Annotated in this window: 23 protein-coding genes; 19 read left to right on the plus strand and 4 right to left on the minus strand. The window is 52.9% G+C overall.

The features are described 5' to 3' along the window. Window positions 1–68: 68 nt before the first annotated feature. From ACJJIK_RS21430 to rnhB, 10 genes are all read left to right on the plus strand, one after another. A complete protein-coding gene (locus tag ACJJIK_RS21430; protein ID WP_444931822.1) occupies window positions 69–914 on the plus strand; it encodes a phosphatidate cytidylyltransferase in 846 nt (281 codons plus the stop codon). A gap of 111 nt (window positions 915–1,025) precedes the next feature. Then, complete coding sequence (gene ispC, locus ACJJIK_RS21435) at window positions 1,026–2,210, plus strand: 1-deoxy-D-xylulose-5-phosphate reductoisomerase (protein ID WP_444931821.1); 1,185 nt, start codon at window positions 1,026–1,028, stop codon at window positions 2,208–2,210. Between the two features lie 60 nt (window positions 2,211–2,270). Continuing rightward, entirely contained in the window at window positions 2,271–3,626 is a 1,356-nt protein-coding gene (rseP, locus tag ACJJIK_RS21440; RefSeq protein WP_444931820.1) for an RIP metalloprotease RseP, read from the plus strand. Window positions 3,627–3,743: 117 nt separating this feature from the next. Next, window positions 3,744–6,344, plus strand: coding sequence for an outer membrane protein assembly factor BamA (gene bamA, locus ACJJIK_RS21445; protein WP_444943811.1), 2,601 nt, complete (start codon window positions 3,744–3,746; stop codon window positions 6,342–6,344). Between the two features lie 68 nt (window positions 6,345–6,412). Further along, entirely contained in the window at window positions 6,413–6,928 is a 516-nt protein-coding gene (locus ACJJIK_RS21450; protein ID WP_444943812.1) for an OmpH family outer membrane protein, read from the plus strand. A 14-nt stretch (window positions 6,929–6,942) separates the two neighbouring features. Then, on the plus strand, window positions 6,943–8,004 hold the full coding sequence (gene lpxD, locus ACJJIK_RS21455; protein ID WP_444943813.1) for a UDP-3-O-(3-hydroxymyristoyl)glucosamine N-acyltransferase: 1,062 nt from the start codon (window positions 6,943–6,945) through the stop codon (window positions 8,002–8,004). A 78-nt stretch (window positions 8,005–8,082) separates the two neighbouring features. Beyond that, complete coding sequence (gene fabZ, locus ACJJIK_RS21460; RefSeq protein ID WP_444931816.1) at window positions 8,083–8,523, plus strand: 3-hydroxyacyl-ACP dehydratase FabZ; 441 nt, start codon at window positions 8,083–8,085, stop codon at window positions 8,521–8,523. Between the two features lie 106 nt (window positions 8,524–8,629). Beyond that, the gene (gene lpxA / locus ACJJIK_RS21465) at window positions 8,630–9,409 is read left to right on the plus strand and encodes an acyl-ACP--UDP-N-acetylglucosamine O-acyltransferase (protein ID WP_444931815.1); all 780 of its coding nucleotides are present in this window, start codon (window positions 8,630–8,632) and stop codon (window positions 9,407–9,409) included. A 99-nt stretch (window positions 9,410–9,508) separates the two neighbouring features. After that, complete coding sequence (gene lpxB, locus ACJJIK_RS21470) at window positions 9,509–10,681, plus strand: lipid-A-disaccharide synthase (RefSeq protein ID WP_444943814.1); 1,173 nt, start codon at window positions 9,509–9,511, stop codon at window positions 10,679–10,681. Window positions 10,682–10,687: 6 nt separating this feature from the next. Further along, window positions 10,688–11,305, plus strand: a complete 618-nt coding sequence (rnhB, locus tag ACJJIK_RS21475; protein WP_444943815.1) for a ribonuclease HII — start codon at window positions 10,688–10,690, stop codon at window positions 11,303–11,305. Window positions 11,306–11,320: 15 nt separating this feature from the next. Here rnhB and ACJJIK_RS21480 read toward each other — a convergent pair whose 3' ends face one another. After that, window positions 11,321–12,592 (minus strand): HlyC/CorC family transporter, encoded by a 1,272-nt coding sequence (locus tag ACJJIK_RS21480; RefSeq protein ID WP_444943816.1) that lies wholly within the window; start codon window positions 12,590–12,592, stop codon window positions 11,321–11,323. Window positions 12,593–12,671: 79 nt separating this feature from the next. Further along, window positions 12,672–13,472, minus strand: coding sequence for a cytochrome C assembly family protein (locus ACJJIK_RS21485; RefSeq protein ID WP_444943817.1), 801 nt, complete (start codon window positions 13,470–13,472; stop codon window positions 12,672–12,674). A 205-nt stretch (window positions 13,473–13,677) separates the two neighbouring features. Here ACJJIK_RS21485 and ffh point away from each other — a divergent pair, with 205 nt between their 5' ends. The 6 genes from ffh (at window position 13,678) to ACJJIK_RS21515 (ending at window position 18,311) form a co-directional block, all read left to right on the plus strand. Further along, on the plus strand, window positions 13,678–15,099 hold the full coding sequence (gene ffh, locus ACJJIK_RS21490; RefSeq protein ID WP_444931810.1) for a signal recognition particle protein: 1,422 nt from the start codon (window positions 13,678–13,680) through the stop codon (window positions 15,097–15,099). 155 nt (window positions 15,100–15,254) lie between these two features. Next, complete coding sequence (rpsP, locus tag ACJJIK_RS21495; protein WP_444931809.1) at window positions 15,255–15,494, plus strand: 30S ribosomal protein S16; 240 nt, start codon at window positions 15,255–15,257, stop codon at window positions 15,492–15,494. A 22-nt stretch (window positions 15,495–15,516) separates the two neighbouring features. After that, window positions 15,517–16,056: a ribosome maturation factor RimM gene (rimM, locus tag ACJJIK_RS21500; RefSeq protein ID WP_444931808.1), complete on the plus strand. Its 540-nt coding sequence runs from the start codon at window positions 15,517–15,519 to the stop codon at window positions 16,054–16,056. Window positions 16,057–16,068: 12 nt separating this feature from the next. After that, window positions 16,069–16,833, plus strand: coding sequence for a tRNA (guanosine(37)-N1)-methyltransferase TrmD (trmD, locus tag ACJJIK_RS21505; protein ID WP_444943818.1), 765 nt, complete (start codon window positions 16,069–16,071; stop codon window positions 16,831–16,833). Window positions 16,834–16,906: 73 nt separating this feature from the next. After that, entirely contained in the window at window positions 16,907–17,263 is a 357-nt protein-coding gene (rplS, locus tag ACJJIK_RS21510) for a 50S ribosomal protein L19 (RefSeq protein ID WP_444932332.1), read from the plus strand. A gap of 295 nt (window positions 17,264–17,558) precedes the next feature. Further along, the gene (locus tag ACJJIK_RS21515; protein WP_444943819.1) at window positions 17,559–18,311 is read left to right on the plus strand and encodes a DsbC family protein; all 753 of its coding nucleotides are present in this window, start codon (window positions 17,559–17,561) and stop codon (window positions 18,309–18,311) included. A gap of 262 nt (window positions 18,312–18,573) precedes the next feature. Here the strand turns inward: ACJJIK_RS21515 and ACJJIK_RS21520 are convergent, their stop codons facing one another. Together ACJJIK_RS21520 and ACJJIK_RS21525 are read right to left on the minus strand one after the other, a co-directional pair. Next, window positions 18,574–19,200 carry a transposase gene (locus ACJJIK_RS21520; protein WP_444931805.1) on the minus strand — a complete coding sequence of 209 codons (627 nt, stop codon included), beginning with the start codon at window positions 19,198–19,200 and terminating at the stop codon, window positions 18,574–18,576. A gap of 322 nt (window positions 19,201–19,522) precedes the next feature. After that, window positions 19,523–19,720, minus strand: coding sequence for a hypothetical protein (locus ACJJIK_RS21525; protein ID WP_444943820.1), 198 nt, complete (start codon window positions 19,718–19,720; stop codon window positions 19,523–19,525). 838 nt (window positions 19,721–20,558) lie between these two features. Between ACJJIK_RS21525 and ACJJIK_RS21530 the strand changes: the two genes are divergently transcribed. From ACJJIK_RS21530 to ACJJIK_RS21540, 3 genes are all read left to right on the plus strand, one after another. Then, on the plus strand, window positions 20,559–21,959 hold the full coding sequence (locus ACJJIK_RS21530; RefSeq protein ID WP_444943821.1) for a hypothetical protein: 1,401 nt from the start codon (window positions 20,559–20,561) through the stop codon (window positions 21,957–21,959). A gap of 69 nt (window positions 21,960–22,028) precedes the next feature. Beyond that, window positions 22,029–24,824: an RHS repeat-associated core domain-containing protein gene (locus tag ACJJIK_RS21535; protein WP_444943822.1), complete on the plus strand. Its 2,796-nt coding sequence runs from the start codon at window positions 22,029–22,031 to the stop codon at window positions 24,822–24,824. Beyond that, window positions 24,821–25,270, plus strand: coding sequence for a hypothetical protein (locus ACJJIK_RS21540; protein WP_444943823.1), 450 nt, complete (start codon window positions 24,821–24,823; stop codon window positions 25,268–25,270). Before ACJJIK_RS21535 ends, ACJJIK_RS21540 begins: the two co-directional genes overlap by 4 nt. The last annotated feature ends 55 nt before the right edge of the window (window positions 25,271–25,325 follow it).

The raw sequence follows: 25,325 nt of genomic DNA on the forward strand, positions 1-25,325 counted from the left end.
CCGACATGCTCTCGGTCTGTGCAGTGTATCCAGACGGGGCGGTCAAGCTACTTACAAAGGGGTTTGCGGTGCTAAAACAAAGAATAATGACTGCTGTGGTGCTATTGGCACTGTTTGTGGGGGTCTTGTTTTCGCTTCCAATGCAGTGGTTTTCGCTGGTATTTGTCGGGGTGATCCTGCTGGGGGGCTGGGAGTGGGCCAATCTCTCAAATCTGAACCGGGCCCTGCGCTTTGTTTTCCTGGGTGCATTGGGTCTCTCCCTGATGGCTACCGCCCAGTACGTCTTTTCTATGAATTTTGATGCCCCGGATATCGATCGCGGCCGCCAGATTTTGGCGGTGGCCTGCGGTTGGTGGGCACTCGCTTTTTTGTGGGTGCAGAGCTATCCGTCGAGTGCCGTGCTCTGGGGCAACCGCTGGGTGCGGGGCCTGATTGGCCTTGTGGTGCTGGTGCCGACCTGGCTGTCGCTGGTGGTTTTGCGCGGTTTGGATCACGGCCCCTGGTTGGTTCTCTATGTGGTGGCGATCGTTGCGGCGGCGGATGTGGGGGCCTACTTCGTCGGGCGCAAGTTCGGCAAGCGCAAGTTGGCTCGTGAGGTCAGTCCCGGCAAGTCCTGGGAGGGCTTTTTTGGTGGCCTGGGGGCCTGTCTAATCCTGGCTCTGGGCACGTGCTTCCTGTTTGAGCTACCGCTAAAAAACACTATCTTGTTTACCTTTGGGGTTTTGGTAACGGCTCTGGCCTCGGTCATCGGCGACTTGGTGGAGAGTATGTTCAAGCGGCATCGCGGCATTAAAGACAGCAGCCATATGTTGCCCGGCCACGGCGGTCTCCTCGACCGGATAGATAGTCTTTCCGCTGCCCTCCCAGTTTTCACCATGGCCGCACTGGCCAGCGAGCTGCCGAAATATCTATAGCCGGCGTTTCTATCGCCAACTCCCTGAGTTTCATTCGAAAGTGCCCGGCGAGTCCCGGGCATACAATTGTTGGGGGCCTTAGCGGTGCCCCCAGAGGTACGATAAGGGCTTATGCAAGTTACACCCCAGCAAAATATCACTGTCCTTGGCTCCACGGGCTCAATCGGTGTCAGTACCCTGGATGTGCTGGCGCGACATCCGGAAAAATATTCTATTTTTGCCCTGACTGCCCGCGAGCGCGTTGCCGAGCTCGCCCAGCAGTGCCGGCGATTCAACCCTCAATTTGCGGTTGTCGTAGATGAGGTGCGCGCTGAGGAGTTGCGCCAGTCGCTCGTTGGGGAGGTGGATACGCAGGTGTTGAGTGGGGTGGAGGGCTTGTGTCGCGTGGCCTCCGATGCTCAAGTTGACACTGTAATGGCGGCAATTGTGGGGGCGGCGGGGTTGCGCCCAACACTGGCGGCGGTAGATGCCGGCAAGAAGGTGTTGCTCGCCAATAAAGAGTCCCTGGTTATGGCGGGACCTATATTTCAGAGGGCGCTGAGTGAGAGCGGCGCGCAGTTGCTGCCAATCGATAGTGAGCACAATGCGATTTTTCAGTGCCTGCCATTTCCGTGTGAAAGTCTCGATCGGGCCGGGGTAGAGAAAATACTGCTCACGGGTTCGGGCGGTCCCTTCCGCACGCGGGCGGCGAGCGAACTGGTCGCCGTCACGCCGGATGAGGCCTGTGCGCACCCGAACTGGTCGATGGGGCGGAAGATTTCTGTCGATTCCGCCACAATGATGAATAAAGGGCTCGAATTTATCGAAGCGTGCTATTTGTTTAATGCGCGTCCCGAGCAGATTGAGATTGTGGTGCACCCGCAGAGTATTATTCACTCGATGGTGCAGTATCGGGATGGCTCGCTGCTGGCACAAATGGGCAATCCGGATATGCGCACGCCGATTGCCCATGCTCTGGCATTTCCCCAGCGTATTGATGCGGGTGTAGCGGCGCTGGATCTGATCGCCCAGGGGCGGCTGGATTTTGAAGCCCCGGATTTCAACCGTTTTCCCTGCTTGCGTTTGGCGCGAGAGGCGGTGGATGAGGGAAAGAGTGCTCCAACAGTACTAAATGCAGCGAATGAAATTGCCGTAGAGGCTTTCCTTGAGGGGCGCTTGGCGTTTACCGATATTGCCGTCGTTATAGAAAAAGTGATGAATAGTGCCCCGACGGTTGAACTGTCGGGACTCGAGGCAGTCGAAGCCATTGATCTCACTGCGCGAGAACTGGCCAAGCAGGCGCTTGCCGCCCTATAAACTTATTGCCCGGCGTATAATGGCCGTTAAATTGCGTATGACAAGAAGTTGTAGCTGAGTATGGATCTAATTCAGACAGTAATCTGGGCCTTGGTGGCTCTCGGTGTGCTGGTGTCTTTCCACGAGTTTGGGCACTTTCTTGTGGCGCGCCTGTGTGGTGTCAAGGTGCTGCGCTTTTCTGTGGGGTTTGGTCGCCGGCTGATCTCCCGCTACGATCGCCACGGTACAGAATTCACCATTTCAGCAATTCCCCTGGGCGGCTATGTCAAGATGCTCGACGAGCGCGAGGGTCCCGTGGCTGCCGAAGAACAGGATCGGGCACTCAATAGTAAGAGTGTCTGGGCGCGGATGGCGATTGTCGCCGCCGGTCCCGCCGCCAATTTTCTTTTGGCGATCGTCTTTTTCTGGGCTGTGTTCCTCGGTGGTACAGCGGGCCCGGTACCTATTGTGAAATCTGTTACACCCGAGAGCATCGCCGCAGCGGCGGGACTTGAACCGGGGCAGGAAATTGTGGCGGTCGATGGCGAGGCCACGCCTACCTGGCAGGCTCTCAACTGGCGTCTCGCAAACCGCCTGGGTGATAGTGGCACTATAGAATTTTCTGTACGCTACCCGGATTCCAACCTCGAATATCATATGGTGGCGGATATCAACCGCTGGCTGGCGGGCCGCGAAGTTCCCGATCCGCTGGGCGAGATCGGTCTACAGCTGTGGACGCCGCCGGTGAGTATGACCCTTTACCGCGTGGTTGAAGGGAGTCCGGCCGCTGCGGCGGGCCTCAAGGCCGGGGACAAGATTGTCTCCACCGATGGCCGTGAATTTTCATCGTTCCAGGGGTGGAGCGAGTATGTGAGAGCGCGCGCCGGCGTGCCGATGGATATTGCGATTGAGCGCGAAGGCAAAATACTTGAGGTGTCAGTGACACCGGCAGAAGTCAAGCTGGAGAATGGTGAGACTATCGGGCAGGTGGGGGTTCAGCCGCAGTCCGAATCCTGGCCGGAGGACCGGGTTCGCGTCTATCACTACGGGGTAGGCGGCGCTCTGGCAAAGGGGTTGCAGGAGACCTGGGACAAGACGGTTTTTACCCTGAACAGCTTGAAAAAACTACTGCTCGGGCAGCTGTCGACCAAAAACTTGAGCGGCCCAATTACCATTGCTAAAGTGGCGGGCACTTCCGCAGAAGCGGGATGGCAGTCATTCTTGTCACTGCTGGCGTTGCTCAGTATTAGCCTGGGTGTACTTAACCTTTTACCTATACCGGTACTCGATGGTGGTCACCTTCTTTACTACGGTATTGAGGCGATCAAGGGCTCCCCTGTGTCAGAGCGAGTACAGACAATCGGCTCGCTGGTGGGGATGGTTCTGGTGTTCTGTATGATGGGGCTGGCTCTATATAACGATATTTTGCGTTTATAGTCGGCAAAACGCTATTGTTCCTACTGCACGGAGTGCGAGAGGAAAAGTGTACTGGGGAGTTGGCAGTATTTTTGTTCGAACTCCTCTGTTGCGATAAAAAAGACTCGGAATTAGTAGATGAAACATTTCCTGAAAGCGGCTTCTCTTAGCCTGGCGCTGCCTCTCAGTGCTTTAGCACAATCATTTGTGGTTGATGATATTCGTGTGGAAGGGCTGCAGCGCGTCTCTGCCGGTACCGTATTCTCTGCGCTCCCTGTGCGAGTCGGTGATGAGGTGGAGGCCCTGGAGATTCAGAGCGCTACCCGGGCCCTGTTTCGTACCGGCTACTTTGAGGATATCCAGATCGGCCAGGAAAATGGTGTCCTGGTTATCACTGTGCGCGAGCGCCCTGCAATTTCCAAGATCAATATCACTGGCAACAAGGCGATCGGAACTGAAGACCTGTTAAAGGGGATGAAGGAAAACGGCCTTGCCGAGGGTCAGATTTTTAAGCGCGCGACCCTTGAAGGGCTGGCCCAGGAGCTGCAGCGTCAATACGTTGCTCAGGGCCGCTATGACGCCAGTGTCAAAACAGAGGTCAAAGAGCTGCCGCGCAACCAAGTTGAACTCCGGGTTATTGTTGATGAAGGGTCAGTTGCTGCAATTAAGCACATCAATATTGTTGGCAATGAGGTGTTTTCCGATGAAGAGCTGGGAGATATTTTCGAGCTGCAAACCACCGGCTGGTTGTCCTGGCTGCGCAGTGATGACAAGTATTCCCGTGAAAAGCTGACCGGGGATTTGGAGCGCCTCGAATCCTACTATCTGGATCGCGGCTACCTGGACTTTAAAATTGACTCCACCCAGGTTTCCCTGAGCCCGGATAAAGAGAGCGTTTTTATCACGGTCAATGTGAGTGAGGGCGATGTCTACACCATTAGCGAAGTGGACTTGGCCGGTGATCCGATTATTCCCGAAGAAGAAGTTAAGCGCCTGCTGCTGGTGCGAGAGGGGCAGACTTTTTCCCAGGTGCGCATGACCACCACTTCCGATTACATTACCAAGCGCCTGGGCAATGAGGGCTACACCTTTGCCGAAGTTAACGGTATTCCTGAGCCAAATAAAGAAGAGAAAACGGTAAAAATCACCTTCTTTATCAATCCCGGCAAGCGGGCCTATGTTCGCCGAATCAATTTCCGCGGCAACACTCGCACTACAGATGAAGTGCTGCGCCGCGAGATGCGCCAGATGGAATCCGCTTCAGCTTCCTCGGCGCGTATAGAGCAATCCAAAGTTCGCCTTGAGCGCCTGGGCTACTTTAAGGAAGTTGCTGTAGAGACCACAGAGGTACCGGGTACCTCTGATCAGATTGATGTTGAATACACCGTTGAAGAGCAGCCCTCGGGTTCAATTGGCGGTACTATCGGTTGGGCCCAGAGCAGCGGTTTGGTACTGGGCGCCAATATCCAGGAAAATAACTGGCTGGGTACGGGCAAGTCGGTGGGTATTGGCTTGAATGCCTCAACCTATCAAACCTCGCTGAACTTTTCCTACCTGGACCCCTATTTCACCCCCGATGGGGTGAGCCGCGGTTTTAGTGTTTTCTATACAGAAAATGATTACTCCGAGGTAAACCTGTCCGACTACAACACCACGACTTACGGTGGTGGGGTTAGCTTTGGTTACCCGATGTCGGAAATCTCCCGCGTTGGCCTGAATATTAACTTTAATCACCTGGAGCTATCGGCCTCGAGCTACTCCGTACAGGAGATAGTTACAACCCCACAGGCCGATGAGGGTGCGACTGGCGTTATTACACAAACTAATGCCACTACCGTTTATGACGATTGGGTGGACGGCACAGCGGCAGAAGGCCTGGATATGTCATTAACTGACGATCTGTTTCCCACTGCAGACGGTTTTATCGATCGCTATGGCGATGCATTTAATAGCGTTGGGTTTACGGCTTCCTATGCGCGCTCCACTTTAAATAGGGGCGTTTTGGCAACTCGCGGCGCCTCGCAGAATCTCTCGCTGGAATTCACCCTGCCCGGCAGTGACCTCGAGTACTATAAGCTGATTTATACGGCCCAGTACTTCCGCCCCTTGACTAGAAGCCTGACTTTGCGTTTGCGCACTCGCCTGGGCTACGGCGACGGTTTTGGCGATCTCGACGAGCTGCCGTTCTTTAAGAATTTCTATGCCGGTGGCTTTGGCTCTGTGCGCGGGTTTGAGCGCAATACTTTGGGGCCTCGCTCTACTCCTGCAGTAGGATTGACTCCTTTCTACTATGACTCCGATGGTGATGGTGTTGACGATTCATCCACCACGTTTGCTCCCTGCTCAACAGATGGTGAGGAGATAACCTGGTCTTGCTATCTGGTCGATGATGATGGGAATCTGGAGACATATACTTACGATGACGCAGACCCCTTCGGCGGCAATATCCTAATCGAAGGTAGTGCCGAAGTGATTTTCCCACTGCCGTTTATTAAAGATCAGCGCTCACTCCAGTCGGCTTTCTTTATCGATGCGGGTAACGTTTTTGATACCAGCTGTGGTGATACCCAGATCAACTGTTACGATGTGGACTTTGGTAAAATGAACGTTTCTGCGGGTATTGGCTTGACCTGGATTACCGGGTTTGGTCCGCTGACCTTTAGCTTGGCCAAACCGCTGAAGAAAAATGAAGATGACGATGTGGAAGTATTCCAGTTCACTCTGGGTAACAGCTTCTAACCTTGTCAGATAGGGTAAATTAAGCGTATAACAGCGCAATTACAATAAAGTCTATTGGAGAGACCGACGTGCTTAAGAATGTAAAAATTGTTGCAATACTACTCGCAGGTATGACCTTGTCCGGCGCAGCGCTGGCACAGACCAAGGTTGCGGTGCTGAATATACAGGCTGCGATCATGAGCACCGACGCCGCCAAGACCAAGGTAAATTCGCTGAAAACCAGCTCTGAATACTCCAAACTGCAAAGCAGCGCCGAATCTATTCGAGCGGAGCTGCAAAAGATGGCGGAAGACGCGCAGAAAAATAGCGTGACCTGGTCGGATGAGCAGAAGAGCGAATACCAGCGCAAAATGAACTTCCAGCGCTCAGATTTTGAGACCACTGCGAAGAAACTGCGCGCTATGGAGGCCCAGGTTGGGCAGGAAATCCAGTCGGCGATGGCACCGAAGGCGAGAGAAGCCCTGGACGCACTGATTAAGGAGCAGAAGCTCGACGTGGTACTGGATTCCAACACTGCCTACTATGTAAGCCCCAGTGTCGACCTGACCAAGACGCTTATTGATCGCATGAACGCGGCCAAATAAGTCGATAGCCCTATATGAAAGAGCGTTTTTCCCTTGCCCAGTTGGCGCAAGAGTTGGGTGCCGAGCTGCGCTTGGCACCCGGTTCAGACCCGGATCGAGAAATCCTGGGGTTAAATACCTTGCAGGATGCGGGGGCTGAGCAGCTGGCGTTCCTCGCCAGCCCCAATTATCGACGCTTCCTGAAAACGACCGGTGCCGGTGCGGTACTGGTTGCGGAGGAGTTTGTAGATGAGTGTCCGGTAGCCGCTCTGTGTGTTACCGACCCCTATCTGGCCTTTGCCCGCGCAACGGCCCTGTTCGATACCACCCCCGAGGCACCTGCCGGCATCCATCCCGCCGCCGTGGTTCACCCCGAGGCCGAGATTGGTGCCGGCGCCAGCGTCGGCCCCGGCGCCGTGGTTGAGGCCCATGCAAAGCTGGAGCCCGGTGCGATTGTGGGAGCCAATTGCTTTGTGGGGGAGAGTAGCCTGATCGGTGCAGGTGCGCGCTTATATGCCGGCGTGGTTGTTCACCACGGCTGTTCAGTGGGAGCGCGAAGCATTATTCACAGCCAAACGGTTATTGGTGCCGATGGTTTTGGCTTTGCACCGAACAAAGGCGACTGGGTGAAAATCCATCAGCTCGGCGGGGTGCGGATTGGCGAAGATGTGGAAATTGGAGCCAATACCTGTGTGGACCGTGGGGCGCTGGGCGATACGATTATTGGGCGGGGAGTCAAGATCGACAATCTGGTTCAAATCGCGCACAATGTGAAGATTGGTGACTACACGGCCATTGCCGGTAGTGCCGTAATTGCCGGTAGTGCCGTGATAGGGAAGCACTGTCTTCTCGGTGGTTGCAGCCGTATTAACGGACATATAACAATTGCAGATGGCTGTCAGGTGACAGGCAACACATTTGTTACTAAGTCGATACCGCATACTGGCAACTATTCGGGGGCGCTATCCTTTGCTGATAGTGCTACCTGGCGCCGCAACGCTGTGCGTTTTGGCCAGCTGGACAAAATGGCGCGCAGATTGAAAGAGATGGAAAAACAGCTTCAGGCGCTGTCCTCAAAAGACGAGGGCGGCGGCTGAGTTTATTGATTAATTAAATTTGGCTTTGTTGTTTTCGGGGCGTTTTACGCCCCGAAGTGGTTTCTGGGGACGTTTGGAATGATGGATGTACGTGAAATTCGCGAGTACCTGCCGCACCGTTATCCTTTTTTATTGGTGGATCGCGTTGTCGAACTCGAGGAAGGAAAGTATATAAAAGGTTATAAAAACATTTCTGCTAATGAAGAAGTGTTTAATGGCCACTTTCCGGAAATGCCTATTTTCCCGGGAGTGATGATTGTTGAGGCCCTGGCCCAGCTTTCGGGAGTCCTCGGGTTTAAGACATTGGGGAAAAAACCGGAAGATGGATACCTGTATCTGTTTGGCGGGGTGGATAAGGCGCGCTTTAAGCGTCAGGTTATCCCGGGTGACCGCCTTGAGCTCGAATCTGAAGCGGTATCTGTACGCAGAAATATCTGGAAATTCGCCTGTAAAGCCAGTGTTGATGGCGAGTTGGCGGCTTCGGTTGAGATCCTGTGTGCGGTTAAAGAGGTCGCATAGCGCGCTAGAGCCCGCTAAATAACCATGGCCTATGGTTTTGCGGGCTGCTTTTATGTTTAGGGTACAGGTTACCCTCTACGATTAATGTCGAGGAGTAGATTCCAGAATGCAGACAAGTATCCACCCTACAGCTATTGTCGACCCTACGGCAGTAATTGGTTCCGGGGTGAGTATCGGTGCTTACACCATTATTGAAGCCGGTGTGGAGATAGGTGATGGCTGTGATATTGCCTCCCACGTCGTACTCAGCGGACCGACCAAGCTGGGAAAGAATAATCGTATCTACCAGTTTGCCTCTGTAGGGCAGGACACCCCGGACAAAAAATATCGCGGCGAGGAGACAACCCTCGTTATAGGCGACAATAACGTGATTCGCGAGGGGGTTACTATCCATCGCGGTACGGTTCAGGACCGGGGCGAGACTACGATCGGCAACGACAACCTGATTATGGCTTATGCCCATATCGGCCACGATAGTGTTGTTGGCAATCACACGATTCTGGTGAATAACTGTGGCCTGGCCGGTCACGTTATTGTGAAAGACTGGGCGATCCTGAGTGGCTACAGTCTGGTTCACCAGAACTGCACAGTGGGAGAGCACGCTTTCCTGGGCATGGGTGCTGCAATTGGCAAAGATGTGCCCGCCTATGTCATGGTTGCCGGAAACCCGGCCGAGGCGAAGACGATCAATGCGGAGGGACTGCGCCGACGGGGTTTCTCGCGGGAAGATATTGCCCTGATCAACAAAGCCTACAAGACCGTTTATCGTCGCGGTCTCACTACGCAAGAGGCGCTACAGGCCCTGACTGAGTTGCGCGAACAGTCTCCCGTTATTCAGCCGTGGATAGACTCTTTGCAGTCTGCTACTCGCGGCATTGTCCGCTAGTTCACTTCTTTGTGGGGCCGCGCCGTGCGGCTCCAATTGCAATTTATGCAAGCTCCCAATTACTAAAGCTAACGGCTCCCTGAGAGGAGGGATTTAGGCGTGTCAGAAAAAAATAAGCCGATACGAATTGGTATTGTTGTCGGTGAAGCGTCGGGGGATATCCTCGGTTCTGGTTTGATGGCCGCATTAAAGGCGCGGCTTCCCAATGTGCAGTTTGAGGGCATTGCCGGGCCGCGAATGCTGGTGTTGGGGGCTGAGAGCTTATTCCCCATGGAGCGGCTGTCGGTAATGGGCTTGGTTGAACCCCTGAAGCGCCTTCCGGAGCTGTTGAAAATCCGCAGGTCCCTGCGCCGCCATTTTACCGACAACCCACCGGATCTGTTTATCGGCGTGGATTCGCCGGATTTTACCCTGACCCTTGAGGCTGCGCTGAAGGCGGAGGGTATTCCCACGGTTCACTATGTCAGCCCTTCGGTTTGGGCCTGGCGGCAGGGGCGGATTAAAAAAATCGCCCGCGCTGTGGATCATATGCTGACGCTGCTCCCGTTTGAGGCGAAATTTTATCGGGAAAACCAGGTGCCGGTTACCTTTGTTGGCCACCCCCTGGCCGATGAAATCCCTCTTCAGGTAGATACTGTCAGCGAGCGCAAGGCGCTGGGTTTTGAGAGGGACGACCGGGTCATTGCCCTGTTGCCGGGCAGTCGCGGCGGCGAGGTCCGCATGCTCGGGCCGCTGTTTTTGCAAACGGCGCGCTGGTGCCATCAGCGCCACCCGGATATTAAATTTGTTATCCCCGCTGCCAGCCAGCAGCGTATGGTGGAAATTGAAGAGCAGCTAAAAGATTACCCTGAGCTGCCGATTACGCTGTTAGATGGGCAGTCGAGGCGGGCGGTTTCCGCAGCCGATTGCGTGCTTATCGCATCGGGCACTGCAACCCTTGAAACCATGCTGCTAAAAAAACCGATGGTTGTTACCTATAAGCTGGGGCGACTGACATCTATGATCGTCTCGCGGATGCTGCATACCCCGTGGGTCTCCCTGCCGAATTTGTTAGCGCAAAAAGAGTTGGTCCCGGAAATTTTGCAAAATGATGCGATCCCGGAAAATCTCGGTGCGGCGTTGATGCGATACTTTGACGACCCGCTTCTCGGGGATCATTTGCAGCGCGAATTTTTTGAGATGCATCAGCAGTTGAGACGCAACGCTTCTGAGCGGGCTGCGGATGCAGTGCTGGGCCTGTTGGATGCAGAGTCCGAATCCGATAAGCAGTAGTAAATTATGAGCAGTAAGAAAGAATTACCCCCCTATGTCTGCCCTTTCAAGGGCGAATTGATAGCCGGTGTCGATGAGGTCGGGCGCGGCCCTCTGGCCGGCGACGTGGTGGCGGCGGCTGTAATCCTCGACCCGAAGAAGTCTATAGTAGGGCTGGCGGACTCGAAGAAGCTGACTGAGAAAAAGCGCGAGCAGCTTTTTGATGAGATTTGTGAGCGAGCACTCAGTTACTCCATAGCCCGTGCCACTGTTGCCGAAATCGACCAGTTAAATATTTTGCAGGCGAGCCTGCTGGCGATGCACAGAGCGGTGGCCCAGTTATCCGTACAGCCTGAATTTGTGCTGGTGGATGGCAATAAAAAACCGAATTGGGATTACCCCTGTGACACGGTTGTAAAGGGCGATGGTCGCGTCGCTGCCATTGGGGCCGCGTCTATATTAGCCAAGGTGACCCGGGATAGAGAGATGGTGGCGTTGGATTCCGAGCATCCCGGCTACGGCCTTGCGGGCCACAAGGGCTATCCCACCAAGGCGCATATGGAGGCTTTGCAGGTGCAGGGGCCGAGCCCGATACACCGCACCAGCTTCGCCCCGGTCAGGCGCTTGCTGGAAGGCGGCGAGTGACAGCTAGCCTTGGGGCTACTTGTCGATTCGCTTGACTCTGGCCCGGGTGATCATCTTGTCGGATACCTCCTCAATTTCCACCAGGTAATTGAGGATATACAGGCTGATATTGCCGTCGGGAATACTCTCAAGGTGCTCCATCGCCAGGCCGTTAAAGGTTTTCGGTCCGTCGGTGGGCAGCTCCCAGTCCAGGGTGCGATTGATATCGCGAATAGAGGTGCCGCCTTCGATCATATACCAGCCGTCCTCTATCGCGACTATTTCCTCGTCGTCACTGGGCACCGGGCTTGCGGTAAAATCGCCGACAATCTCTTCCAGGAGGTCCTCCAGGGTGACAATACCCATCACCTCTCCGTACTCGTCTACCACCAGTCCCATGCGGCGTTTGGTTTTCTGGAAGTTCATCAGCAGGGTGGGGAGCGGTGTTGCCTCGGGGACAAAGTAGGGCTCATCGGTAAAAGAGTTGAGGCGCTCTGCGGTTAAGTGCTCCGGCCCGTCGCGCAGTATTTGTGCGGCCTTGCGCAGATGGAGAATGCCCACCACCTGATTGATATCGCCCCGATATACCGGAAGGCGAGTGTAAGAACTTTCCGACAGTTGTTGCAGAATCTGCTCGGCGCTATTTTCCAGATCGATCCCCACAACTTCATTGCGCGGGATCATAATATCTTCAACGGTCGCCTGATCCAGATCCAGCACGTTGAGCAGCATGCCTTTGTGTTTGCTGGGAAGTAGGGCGCCGGATTCGAACACCACGGTTCGAAGTTCTTCGGGGGCCAGGTGCTCCGCTTCACTGCCGGCAGTTGCCTCTACACCCACCAGGCGTGCAAGCCCGTTGGAGATGCCACCTACGAGCAATACAAACGGTGTCAGGAGCCACTGTAGTGGACGCAAAACTAAGGACGCTGGGAACGCTACTCTTTCCGGGTGCAAAGCGGCAATCGTTTTTGGAGTGACTTCCGCAAAGATAAGAATAACGATGGTGAGTGCACCGGTGGCATAGAAGAGGCCGGCGTCGCCATACAGTTGGGTGAAAACAGCACCGGCGATAACCGAAGCGAGAATATTGACCAGGTTGTTGCCGATCAGGATAACGCCGATCAATTTATCCGGGCGCGCGAGCAGCTCCATGGCCCGTTTGGCCCCGCGATGCCCGCTCTTGGCTTGGTGCCGCAGGCGATAGCGGTTCAGCGCCATCATGCTGGTTTCGGAGCTGGAGAAGAAGGCGGATATCACTATCAATAGGGCCAGCAAACCAAATAGCAGACCCGTTGGCATCTCGTTCAAGGGAGAACTCTTTTTATTTCCAAGCGGAGATATTGGAACATATTGCCGACCTCCGCAAGTTTTGCAGTCATATATTCGACTATCCGCGCTGGAGGATAACCTCCATAACCAGCTTGCTGCCAAAATAAGCGAGCAGTAGGGCGGCGAAAGCACTCAGGGTCCAGCGCACGGCGGTATTGCCTCTCCAGCCCAGCCGCCAGTGCCCCCACAGGAGTATGCTGTAAAGCGCCCAGGCGACTATAGAGAGAATAGTCTTGTGGATCGGCCCCTCTTCGAACAGGTTGCCGACAAAGACAAAGCCGGTCAGCAGGGAGACGGTCAAAAGCAGTTGCCCGAAAGTAATCAGGCCAAACAGTAGGGACTCCATGCTCTGTAGTGGCGGCAGGAGTCGGGTGGCACCCACCGGCCGGTGGTTGTGCAGCTGCTGGTTAAGGTAATAGAGGTAGATCGCCTGCAATGTGGCTAGGGTTAACAGCGAGTAGGCGGAAATAGACAGCAGTGCGTGTACGGCGATGCCCGCAGAAATCTGTTGGTGTGGTGTGACTGCGCCCCAAATATGAGAGGCGGCAAATTCGGTGGCGGCGCCTACCGGTGCGAAGATAAGAATAAGCAGTGTCAGCGGCCGCCCGACCGCCAGGATCAGCAGGAGAAAATTCACTACCCAGGAGATCAGTGAGAGCATTGCCAGCAGATCGAAGCGGTAGCCCTCGGGGGAAAAGAGCATATGCCCGAGAGATATTCCGTGGGTGACAAGCGCACCGGCCAAGAGGCTGAGAAGTAGCTTGGAATCCGGCTGTTGTTTTCGGGCCAGGGCCGCACCAGCAACGACTGTTGTGGCCAGGTAGAGCGCGATAGCTATCCAGTGGGCGAGAGCCGCCATGGGTAAATCCGTGTCTTCATTGTTGCGATAAGGCGGGAGTGTGTCACAGCCTGTTGCAACAAGGAAGGCTTGGTGATATTTCGGCTGTGACGCGACCTGGGCTATACTGCCGCGCCTCAGAGTGGGAGTTGCAGTTTGCTCCCCCTAATTTCGCGCCCCTCCGCACTGGGGTTGAGTCCGTAAACGGAGAGATCGAGACGAATTTATGTTCGACAACCTGAGTGACCGCTTATCGGCGGCCTTAAAAAAAGTTACCGGTAAAGCGCGCCTTACGGATGACAATATCCGCGATACTTTGCGCGAAGTGCGCAAGGCGCTGTTGGAGGCGGATGTCGCCCTGCCCGTGGTCAAAGCATTTGTTCAGCAGGTGCGCACCGCAGCGGTGGGACAGAAGGTTAGCAAGGCCCTGAATCCGGGGCAGCAGTTCGTCAAGATTGTTCAGGATGAACTGGTTAAGGTGATGGGCGCGGCGGCTGAGCCTCTCAACCTCGCCGTGCAACCCCCGGCGGTAATCCTGATGGCGGGCCTCCAGGGCGCCGGTAAAACTACCAGTGTGGCCAAGCTGGCCAAATACCTGCAAGAGCGCGAAAAGAAAAAAGTTATGGTGGTGAGTGCGGACGTGTACCGCCCCGCCGCGATCAAGCAGCTGGAAACTCTGGCCGGCGAAGTGGGAGCGCACTTCTATCCCTCTACCGCTGAACAGAAGCCGCTGGATATTGCCAAGGGCGCTGTCGATGCCGCGCGCAAACAATTTGCCGATGTGCTGATTGTGGATACGGCGGGCCGACTGCATGTGGATTCCGAGCTGATGGATGAGATCCGTGAGCTGCACAGCGAGTTGAACCCGGCAGAGACCCTGTTTGTGATCGACGCCATGATCGGTCAGGACGCGGTGAATACCGCAAGCGCCTTTAACGATGCGCTGCCGCTGACCGGTGTGATTCTCACCAAGGCCGACGGCGATGCCCGCGGTGGTGCCGCCCTCTCCGTGCGCCATGTTACCGGCAAGCCGATTAAGTTTATCGGTGTCGGCGAAAAGACCGACGCCCTGGAAACCTTCCACCCGGATCGTATCGCCTCCCGTATTCTGGGGATGGGTGACATTCTGTCTCTGATTGAAGAGGCGGAGCAGAAGATCGATAAAGAGAAAGCTGAAAAGCTGGTTAAGAAGGTCCAGAAGGGTAAAGGCTTCGACCTGGAAGACCTGCGCGATCAGCTGCAACAGATGCAAAATATGGGTGGCTTCGGCTCCCTGCTGGAGAAAATGCCCGGTATGGGCGGTGTGGCGCAGGCTGCACAGCAGGCCGACATGGGCAAAGAATTCAAGCGTATGGATGCATTGATCTCCTCCATGACACCCGCCGAGCGCCGCAATCCCGAGCTGCTCAACGGTTCGCGCAAGCGCCGTATCGTCGCCGGTTCCGGCACCCAGCTGCAGGACCTGAATCGCCTGCTCAAGCAGCACAAGCAGATGGGCAAAATGATGAAGAAGCTCAAGGGCGGCGGCATGGGCAAGATGATGCGCGGTCTCGGCGGCCTGCCCGGTATGGGTGGCGGCATGCCCGGCGGTATGGGGGGGATGGGTGGAATGCCCGGCGGCCTGCCACCGGGCATGAAAAAGAAATAGAGAGCGGCGGCTCCCGGGGCGGCTTGACGACCCTATACAAATCTGGGGTGGTACATTAGAATACGCCGCCTTTCTGCCGGCCCTGCTGCCGGTAAAAAGTTGTTGTGGTGACTGCTTAGTGCGGTCGCCTAGTGTTGAATCTATAGGAAAGTTACATGGTAACCATTCGTTTGGCCCGTGGTGGTGCTAAAAAGCGCCCGTTTTATCATCTGACCGTTACCGACAGCCGCAACTCTCGCGACGGTCGTTTCATTGAGCGTGTTGGTTTCTTCAACCCGGTTGCCCGTGGTCAGGAAGAGCGTCTGCGTGTTGATCGCGAGCGCGTTGATTTCTGGCTGGGTCGTGGCGCACAGGTTTCTGACCGCGTCGGCAAGCTTCTGAAAGAATCTGCTTAATTTGCGCGTAAGTGGTGCTCCTGTGACAGATAACGGAAAACCTTCCGAAGAGTTGGTCACGGTTGGGCGCGTTACTACCGTTTATGGTGTGCGCGGCTGGGTCAAGGTTCACTCCTATACCGAGCCGATGGACAACATCCTGCAGTTCCCTAATTGGCGCTTGCAGGGGCCGAAAGGTTGGGAAGCTCTCGAAGTTGACGCCGGCAAGCGTCACGGCAAGGGCTTGATTGTGCATGTGAAAGGCATTGATGACCGCGATTTGGCGGCTCGACTTTGCCAGCGCGATATTGCTGTAGCTCGTGAATTGATGCCTGAGCTTGAGCAGGGTGAGTATTACTGGCACCAGCTCGAGGGATTGAAGGTTATCAGCCATTTCGATGGCGAAGATCACGACTTTGGTAGCGTCGCTCGCATGATGGAAACTGGCGCCAACGATGTGATGGTGGTGCGCGGTGGGACGGATAAGCGCGAGCGCTTGATTCCCTACCTGCCCGATCAGTTTATTACCAATATTGACCTGGAAGTCGGTGTAATTACCGTCGACTGGGACCCGGCTTTTTAAGGCGTTGGAGCGATGGCGAAAAGAATCGCTCTGGTGAGCATTTTTCCGGAGATGTTTGCCGCATTGACCGAGTATGGCGTCAGCGGACGGGCTGTGAAAGACGGTCTGTTAGAAGTTCGCTGTTGGAATCCTCGGGATTTTACCAGTGACAGGCACCGGACTGTGGACGATCGCCCCTACGGCGGCGGACCGGGCATGGTGATGTTAGCTGAGCCCCTTTACCAGGCTCTCGAGGCTGCTCGAGTTTGGGCTGGTGAAGACGGCGAATCTGTGCGCAGTATCTACATGTCTCCCCAGGGTCGACAGCTCGACCAGGGTGGAGTGGAGCAGCTGTCCGCAGCTGGCAACCTGGTGTTGTTGGCGGGGCGCTACGAAGGTGTGGATGAGCGTATCGTCGAGTCTATGATCGACGAGGAGTGGTCCATTGGTGACTATGTCCTCAGCGGTGGCGAATTGGCCGCGATGGTGATGGTGGATGCTATTACCCGCCTGATTCCCGGCGCGCTTGGACACAACCAATCGGCGGTTGAGGACTCTTTCTCCTCTGGCCTGCTGGACTGCCCACACTACACCCGACCGGAACAATATCGGGGAGTAGCGGTACCGGAAGTATTGCTTTCCGGCAACCATGAAAGAATACGCCGCTGGCGCCTGAAACAGGCATTGGCGCGCACGCAACAGCGACGCCCGGATTTATTGCAAGGGTTGGCGCTGAGCGATGAGCAGAAGTTGTTGCTGGACGAAATCCAGCGGGAACAGAAGCTCGAAGAACATTGAGGCCGAATTCGCCGGGAGGCGCGAGTAGTTCGGTGAACTAGCTGAGAAGCTACACAATCTGTATTTGGGAGCGATCCAAATGACTAACAAAATTATCCAGCAGCTGGAGCAGGAACAGCTGAAGAGCGAAGTACCTCCCTTCGCACCGGGCGACACCGTAATCGTTCAGGTAAAAGTAAAAGAGGGCAACCGCGAGCGTCTGCAGGCGTTTGAAGGCGTGGTTATCGCTAAGCGCAACCGTGGTCTGAACTCCTCCTTCACCGTGCGTAAAATTTCCCACGGTGTTGGCGTTGAGCGTACTTTCCAGACTCACAGCCCGCTGGTTGACAGCCTCAAGGTTAAGCGTCGCGGTGACGTGCGCCAGGCCAAGCTGTACTACCTCCGCAGCCTGACTGGTAAAGCTGCACGTATCAAAGAGAAGCTCAACTAAGCTCTCCTTGGACGCAGAAAAAGGCCGAAGCATATGCTTCGGCCTTTTTGTTTGTGGGTTGGCAATAATGGGATTGTGCCGGCGCTTTTTGAGCCCTCTGGCAGAGGCCGATTGGCGCAGTGCGCCAGGTTTCGCTAAAGTGCTCACGTCTTGCGGTGTTTTACATAGCTCGGGGTGCCTGGATATGTTAAAACGTGCCAAATAGGTTCGCAGCGGTAAACAGTTGCCATACTGGCTGGAACTGAAGGCCGACGATTAAGTCGAAGCCCAATGAGAATTTAAGGAGCAATTGGTAATGACGCTTATCAAGAAGCCGCTGGCGATCGCTGGAGCACTACTCAGTCTGATAGGTTCTACGGCGGCCTTGGCGGAAGTCGATGCGGGAGTGGCAAAAACTATCAAGACGCGCCTCGAGGCGAGCAGCCCGCAGATGGCCTACGGAGAGGTGCGTGAGAGCCCGATCAAGGGCCTTTATGAAGTGGATATTGACGGTACCAGTACCACGGTCTTTGTCTCCGCAGATGGCAATTACTTTGTCCACGGTGATCTCTTCCAGGTGCAGAGCAGTGGCGTTGCCAATCTCTCCGAGCAGCGTCGAGCGACGCGACGCGCCGAAGTGATGGGCGAGTTGGATAAAGAGGATATGATCGTCTTTTCCCCAGAGGGGGAGACCAAGGCGAGTGTCTATGTATTTACCGATGTAGACTGCGGTTACTGCCGCAAGCTGCACCAGGATGTGCCCGAGTTGAACAAGCGCGGCATCGAGGTGCGCTACCTGGCATTCCCGCGCGGCGGCCTCAACTCCCTGGGCTACCGCAAGCTGGCGACCGCCTGGTGTGCCGATGACAGCAACAAGGCCCTGACAGCACTTAAGAACCGTGAAAATGTGCCGTTGGATGTGTGTAAATCAAACCCTGTTGCGGCTCAGTACAAGCTGGGCAATGAGGCTATCGATGTGCGCGGTACGCCGACGATAGTGATGGAAGATGGCCGGGTTGTTCCCGGTTACCTGCCGCCGGATCGCCTGATCGAAGAGCTGGGCATTTAATTCCGGCTGATAGTTTTAAAAAACCGGCAGCCGCAAGGCCGCCGGTTTTTTTCGTTTAAGGCATGGCTGCCGATAACGAGCGTGCAGGGGTGTGCTCATAGAGCGTCTCAAGGGTAGTGTTTTCTTCTCTTCCTGAGGTGTTAGACAGTCCTCGTGATTTAACCGCGATAGCTCTTCCGATTAATTCATCCCACTCTACTGGCCGGAGTTGTAGCGCGACATCTGTGCCGCCCATAAAAGGGCCATTTTCATACAACTGTTATTACATGGTGCAACTATCTTGACGTAGGGGGCAGTCTGCCAGCTCCAAATAGCGATCCAGTTGAAACGGCAATCCTTTCGGCATATTGAGGCGCTCGTCGCCTACAAAAGGAAGTAGCCCTTTCGGTTGCTCACTGGAAACGGCAGCGCGAATGCGTTGTTGGATGGAAGTGTAATCAGAATCTTCTGGAGTCTTCGCCATATCGGCGCGGATGGGATTGAGGTCGACATAGGCCATACAGGTGGCCAGGGCGCTTTCATCCAATAGTGCTTGAGACTTAAAGCGGTCCTCCCAGAAACGACCAGTACAACGATCTTCTGTATTGGCCTGGCGGGCAATCGACTCGTTCAAGCAGCGCATAAACCAGCTGATATCCATCAACCTTTCCCGCCACAGGCTGACCTGTTCATTAAGCTTGTCCTTTTCACTGCGATCCAGAGCTTCGCCCTGAATAAAGCGCTGAGCCAAGCTGGAAGCTTTGAATAGCGCCTGCCAACGGGTAATAACCTCAGTATCAGACCAGGATTTGGCTGTTTTGGTATCGATATAGAGCGCGATATGGTAGTGATTGCTCATCACCGCATAGGCGGCAATATCCAGGGAAAAGATATCGGTCAATTCCTGCATCCTGGTTTCAATCCACTGGCGCCGGTGCTCGTAATCCTGTCCTGACTGAGCATCTGTTCCACAAAGAAATACAGCGGCAGACACAGTGATAGTAAGGTGTCGCGTCGAGAGAGGTTTGTGAGTGGCGAGGTTGAGTCATCGGGGGGGCATCTATTTTAATATTCAGTATTTTTATTGCGGCCTTGGTGTTGTGTCAATGAACGTGACGCTTTAAGTTTTGCCTTTAGTGAGTGTCCAGAAAAATGTAAAGATGAAAATCCCATGTGCGGTGTTGTATATGATGGCTTAACAGTTCGCAATAATCAGCTTCTTTCTTGGTTGTCTAGGTCAGAGCTTTCGTTTTAGAGGCGGGCATTTTCAAGCTGGAATAAGTTTGAAGGAGATGGCTTCCGTTGCCCCAAATGGTTAGGTTTTGGGTGGTGGGGGGTAAAGCGGTTTTTGAGTGGTTCTGCATATTACCAAGCAATTGCTCGTTGCCAAATTTGACTGCAAAGGTATGTGTATAAATAACTAGCATCACAAATTTTCCTTACAGAGAAGTTTAGTTTTGTGAACTTTGCAGCATTGATATGGTGACACACTTAATAGTGTCTTGATATCCTTCGTCAGATTTTCTGGGGATTGGGTTATGCTAAAGGTGTGTAATCACATACTTGCGATGTTTAATAATTAATAAAGAGTTTGCTAATACTTGGTTGTCCTGAAGTTAAACATTAAGTGCTCATCGCCCCTGGAAAAATGTTAACATAACTATTTAATGGGGAGTGGCCTGGATATTCGCTTGGGAAATTTAAAATTTTGAAGTTAGTGCTGAATAGTAACCTTCAAAGATGAATGCGGGAGCTATTTGCTTGCCGAGTTAATAATATAAGTTTGTGTTGAGTTGAATGTAGATGTGTAGGATCGTTATATATATTTTCATTTTATTTTTTCCATGTGTGGCTTTTGCTGAGGGGGAGGAATGTACAGAAATAGTGGCAGGGGTTTATAGCTCCTCGGCGGCTGCATTTTCTGTATGTGAGGAACATCCAAATACTGGTATCTGTAAAAGTACAGGGCCCCAGTGGACAAAATATGCAGTTCCAGTAGTTTGGGATGTAGTTGCTGTAAGGCAATCTGATGGGTACAGGAAATCTGGTGGTATCATAGGTTACGGCTGTGATGACATATCAACCTGGTGGACAGGGTATGATATATATTTTTATCAATTTCCTTGGTATTCATCAGGTTGTCCCGAAGGAATGGTGGAATCCGAGGGGCAATGTAGCTGTGGCTTGGGTGAATACAATGTAAGAACAGGGACTTGTGAAGAGCAGGTTATATGTCAATTACCAGCTACTTACAATTCTGATAGCGGGATGTGTGAGAAAGAATGCCCAGTAGATAAACCTTGGTCTAATGAGGCTCGCGATTGCATAGCTCCCGCCGAGCCCCAAAGCTGCTCCAATCAAACTGGTGGCCCCTCTAATTTGGCTGGCAATCCGATTAATTTCTTTAATGGCCATAAGTTACAACGAGAGCCGGTATTCGCGGCAAGTGGTGATTTCCCGCTGACTTTCTCTTGGCTGTATAACAGTTTTGGTAATTTAGAGAAGTCGGGGGCAGGATATACGATTAGCTTTGTATACCCTGGGGAGACGGTAACCTATTCCGAGGCGCCAGTTGAGGAGAGTGAGTATACCTTTAGTTTACCACTGGATGACGATTCCACTTCTGAATATACCGGCAGTGCAACGGATAATTGGCGACACAACCACAGTTACTTCCTTGCTCATTACACATTACCCGATGGTGAAGCTGAACGAGTAATTGCCTATCGTCCGGATGGTAGCGATCTGCATTTTACTGATGAAGATGGCACTTTTGTAGGGGAGGCAAATCGGGATTGGCTTGTTACTAGAGAACTTGATGAGAGCGACGAGCTATCTGGTTGGAAGCTGGAAATTGGCGGAAGAATAGAAACCTACGATACTGCTGGCCGGGTTTTGCGAGTGGAGAACCAGCAGGGTGAGGGTATTAGCTACACCTATGACGATAGCGGCGTTTATCAGTCAGCTATCGCTGATGATAACGGTAATAGTGTTGATCTGACCTGGAGTGATGGGAAGCTTATCCAAATTACTCGCAATGATGGCTCTGTGTATGAATTTACCTACACAGACGACGGTTTGCTCAAAACTATTACTTTCCCCGGTGATGAAAATCCTCAGCGTACTTTCCGTTATGAAGATGATCGATTCCCCAATGCCCTGACAGGAGTTACTGATGAGGCGGGTAAGATTTACAGTACCTTTACCTATGATGATCAGGGGCGAGCCATTCGCACGGAGCACAATGGGGGAGCAGAATCAGTCGATGTGGAATATATCGATGATTATACGCGCCGTACCACCAACGCATTGGGTAAGCAAACCACCTATAACTATACAGAAATAGATGGCGTAAAGCGTATCACCTCTGTAGACGGTGAGGCATCGGCTAATTGCGCTGCGGCTAATAAAGGTTATACGTACGATGCTAACGGGTTTGTTGCCAGTGAGACTGATTGGGAAGGAAATACTACCACTTATACCCGTGATAATTTGGGGCGCGAACTGACTCGCACAGAAGGTTCGGGCACTGCTGAGTCAAAGGTGGTCGCTACTGAGTGGCATGATTCCCTTAATGTACCCGTAAAAATTACTACACCTGAAGATGTTGTTGAATTCTCCTATGACTCCAAGGGTCGGTTGCTATCAAAAAAAGTTACTCCCAAATAGGATATTTGAATAAATAGTTTGCCCAAATTAACAAAGTAGTTTAACGAACAAAAATTCGAAGGATTTGATATGTATTTTAGCAAGTCTATTCTTGCGGGGGCGTTTAGCCTGTTGGTGGCCCATGGCACCCAGGCGGCGATTACTGAGCAGAACTGGTCCTATACCTATAATGAAGCGGGGAAGATGGAGACGGCGGATGGTCCGCGTACGGATGTCTCTGATATCACAACTTACGCTTACGATAGCAATAACCGTCTAACTACCACGACCAATGCGTTGGGGCATTTGGAATCTATTCTTGAGTATGATGGGGCGGGTCGTCCGCTTAAGGCTGAGAATTCTAATGGGGTGCAAACGCACTTTACCTATACCGCGCGGGGCTGGTTGGAAACCACTACAGTAAAAGCCGCATCCGGTGATTTGGTGACTACCTATACCTATGATGCAGTAGGGCAGGTGACTAATATTGCGTACCCGGATAATTCCAGCGTTACTTTTGAATACGATGCCGCGCGCCGTTTGACCGCTACCCAAAACTCCCTGGGGGAGCGGGTTGAATATACCCTGGATGCCGCCGGTAATATTAAAGAAGAAAAAGTTTTTGCTGCGGATGGTACAACCTTGGTTCGCTCTGTTAGCCGCAGTTACGACGAGCTGAGCCGTCTGATTGATGTCGATGGTAATAACGGCCAGAACACTTCTATTGCCTACGATAAAAATGGCAAACGGGTCTCCACTACCGATGGCAACTTAAATAGTACGGGCGAGGCGCGGGATGCTTTGGGTCGTGTTGAGACGGTGACCGATGCCGATGGCAATGATATCCAATATACCTACGATAGTGCCGATCGTATTACGTCAGTCACCGACCAGCGCGGTAATACCACCAGCTATGAATACGATTTTGCTGGTAATCTGATCAAGCTCACTAGCCCGGATACGGGGATTACTACTTACGATTATGATGAAGCGGGCAATTTAAAAGTTCGCACTGATGCCCGTGGAATTGTTGCCAACTATAGCTATGACGCGCTGAATCGCCTTACTGCGATCAGCTATCCCGGTAATAGCAGTGAGGATGCGCTGTTTAGTTATGACAGTATAGAGGAGGATAACAAAGGGGTTGGCCAGCTTACGGGCTACAGCAACGATGCGGGCTCTACGGCTTTAACTTATGATGATCTGGGGCGTATCACACAGCAGGACGATACCATCGCCAGCTGGAATTTTAGCACCCAGTACAGCTACGATAGCCTTGGTCGTATTAGCACTATCACTTATCCCTCCGGCCGTATTGTTAGCTATAGTCGCGATGCTCTGGGGCGTATCTCAGCGATAAGCTCTCAGACTAATGCGGAAGCCAGTGCGCGCACTATTGTCAGTAATATCCAATACCAGCCCTTTGGCGGTATTAGTTCTATGGATTACGGCAATGGCATTAGCCAGAGTTACAATTACGATCTGGATGGCCGCCTGGAAACTGTGAGCGCCTCGGGGATCGGTAATATCCGCTCTGAGTTTTACACCTATGACTTTGCCAATAATATCACCGGTATTGCGGATAACCTGGATAACGCCAAGGACCGGGGATTTATCTACGATAAATTAAATCGGCTTACGGATGAAGGCTACATTGAGGGAGAAAACAGCTATCACTACGACTCGGTGGGCAATCGCACCCAGCAGGATGCTATCAGCACTGATGATATTGAGAGCAGTACTGTTTACAGCTATGAAGCCAGCTCCAACCGCCTGACCAGCAAAGGTGATGAGGCCTGGGTGACCGATGAGGTGGGCAACACCATCAATACGGGTGATGGTGCCAAGCAGTATACCTACAATCATGCCAACCGCCTTAAAACCTATAGCGAAGACAGCATCCTTAAAGGCACCTATTATTACAACGCCCTTGGTCAGCGAGTGCGCACAGATAAAACAGAAGACAATCTGTTGCACTATGACTTGAGTGGCCAATATCTGGCGGAGAGTAATATTGCTGCTGATGGCAGTGAAATCCAGAGTCAGATCGATTATATCTATCTCGACAATATGCCGGTGGCGCAGTTTGAGATTAGCTATAGTGAAGGTGAGGTACAGGCTAGGACATTGACCTACCTGCATACCGATCACCTAAATACTCCGCGTATTGCTACTAATCAAAGTGAAACGATTGTCTGGCGCTGGGATAGTGATGCGTTTGGTAAGTCAGAGCCTAATGTTGATCCAGATGGTGATACTAACCTGGTATTAGTCAATCTTCGATTCCCTGGGCAGATTGAGGGTGGTGAGGCTGCGCATTATTACAACTACTTCAGGGATTATGATCCTTCCACAGGGCGTTACCTGGAATCCGACCCTATCGGGCTCGACGGAGGCATAAACACCTACGGTTACGTTGGGCAGAATCCAGTTAGGTACTTCGATCCGACTGGGCTAGATCGGTGGGATATTGATTATGCAAATTATCGAAACGGAAATTATTCCGCCGGCTATGACTTTGATGGTACAGGCGCTGAAGACCCTTGCGGTTGTTTTGAGACTGCATTTCTAGGTATACGTAATGCTGCAACGGTTACCGGCCTGGGGGTAGCTGGAGCTGCAACTGGTCCATTTGCTAGCAAACCAAGAACAGGGGCAGCGGGTGGTGGCCCATCCGGTAGTAGGACTAGCTATTTAAGCAAGGCTGTTCACCGTGTAAATAAACGCTCTGGAAAAACTAAAGCTACGCGAACTGCGAGAGCTGCTGGGAGGAAGATTTTTACCCGAGTAATCCCCGGAGTCGGTACGGCATTGCTTGTCTATGACTTGCATGCCTACGATAAGTGCATGAAAGAATGTGAAGAAAATGAGTGTGCCGTCCAATGATTGATAGGGAAGCAAGGAAAAAAACTGCTGAATTGCTTCAACAGTTTTCGGTTGGAAAAGTCACAAATTTTGAATTTGAAGAAAATATACCGGACTCTCGGGACCTAGTCATTGGTGCCATAGCCAACTCTGCTTGGTGTTTTTATGATGATTTTAAAGAGCACAAGATGGTCGACGAGAAGGCTTTATCTGAAGAAATGAAGTCCAATGTAGAAAGGTGGATTTTGTTTTTAAGCACAGATGTTGAATATGAGTGGCCACCCTTTACATATCCTGGTGTTCGCCCGCTCAGCCACGGATTTTGGTCAAAGCTATTTGGCTCCAAAGCGAAAGAGCGTAAGTTCATGAGTTCTGGCGATTATAGCGTATGGCCGTTTATTAGCAGAGAATCCTACAATCGAGTGCAAGAAGTTGGGGGCCAAAGAAGGTCGGGGGGCACACCTTAACATTACACAGTTAGGCATCACCTCATTAGCCGCTATTTTTAGCAACGCAAAATCC

Source organism: Microbulbifer regidiadema (SeqCode) (genome assembly GCF_052466995.1).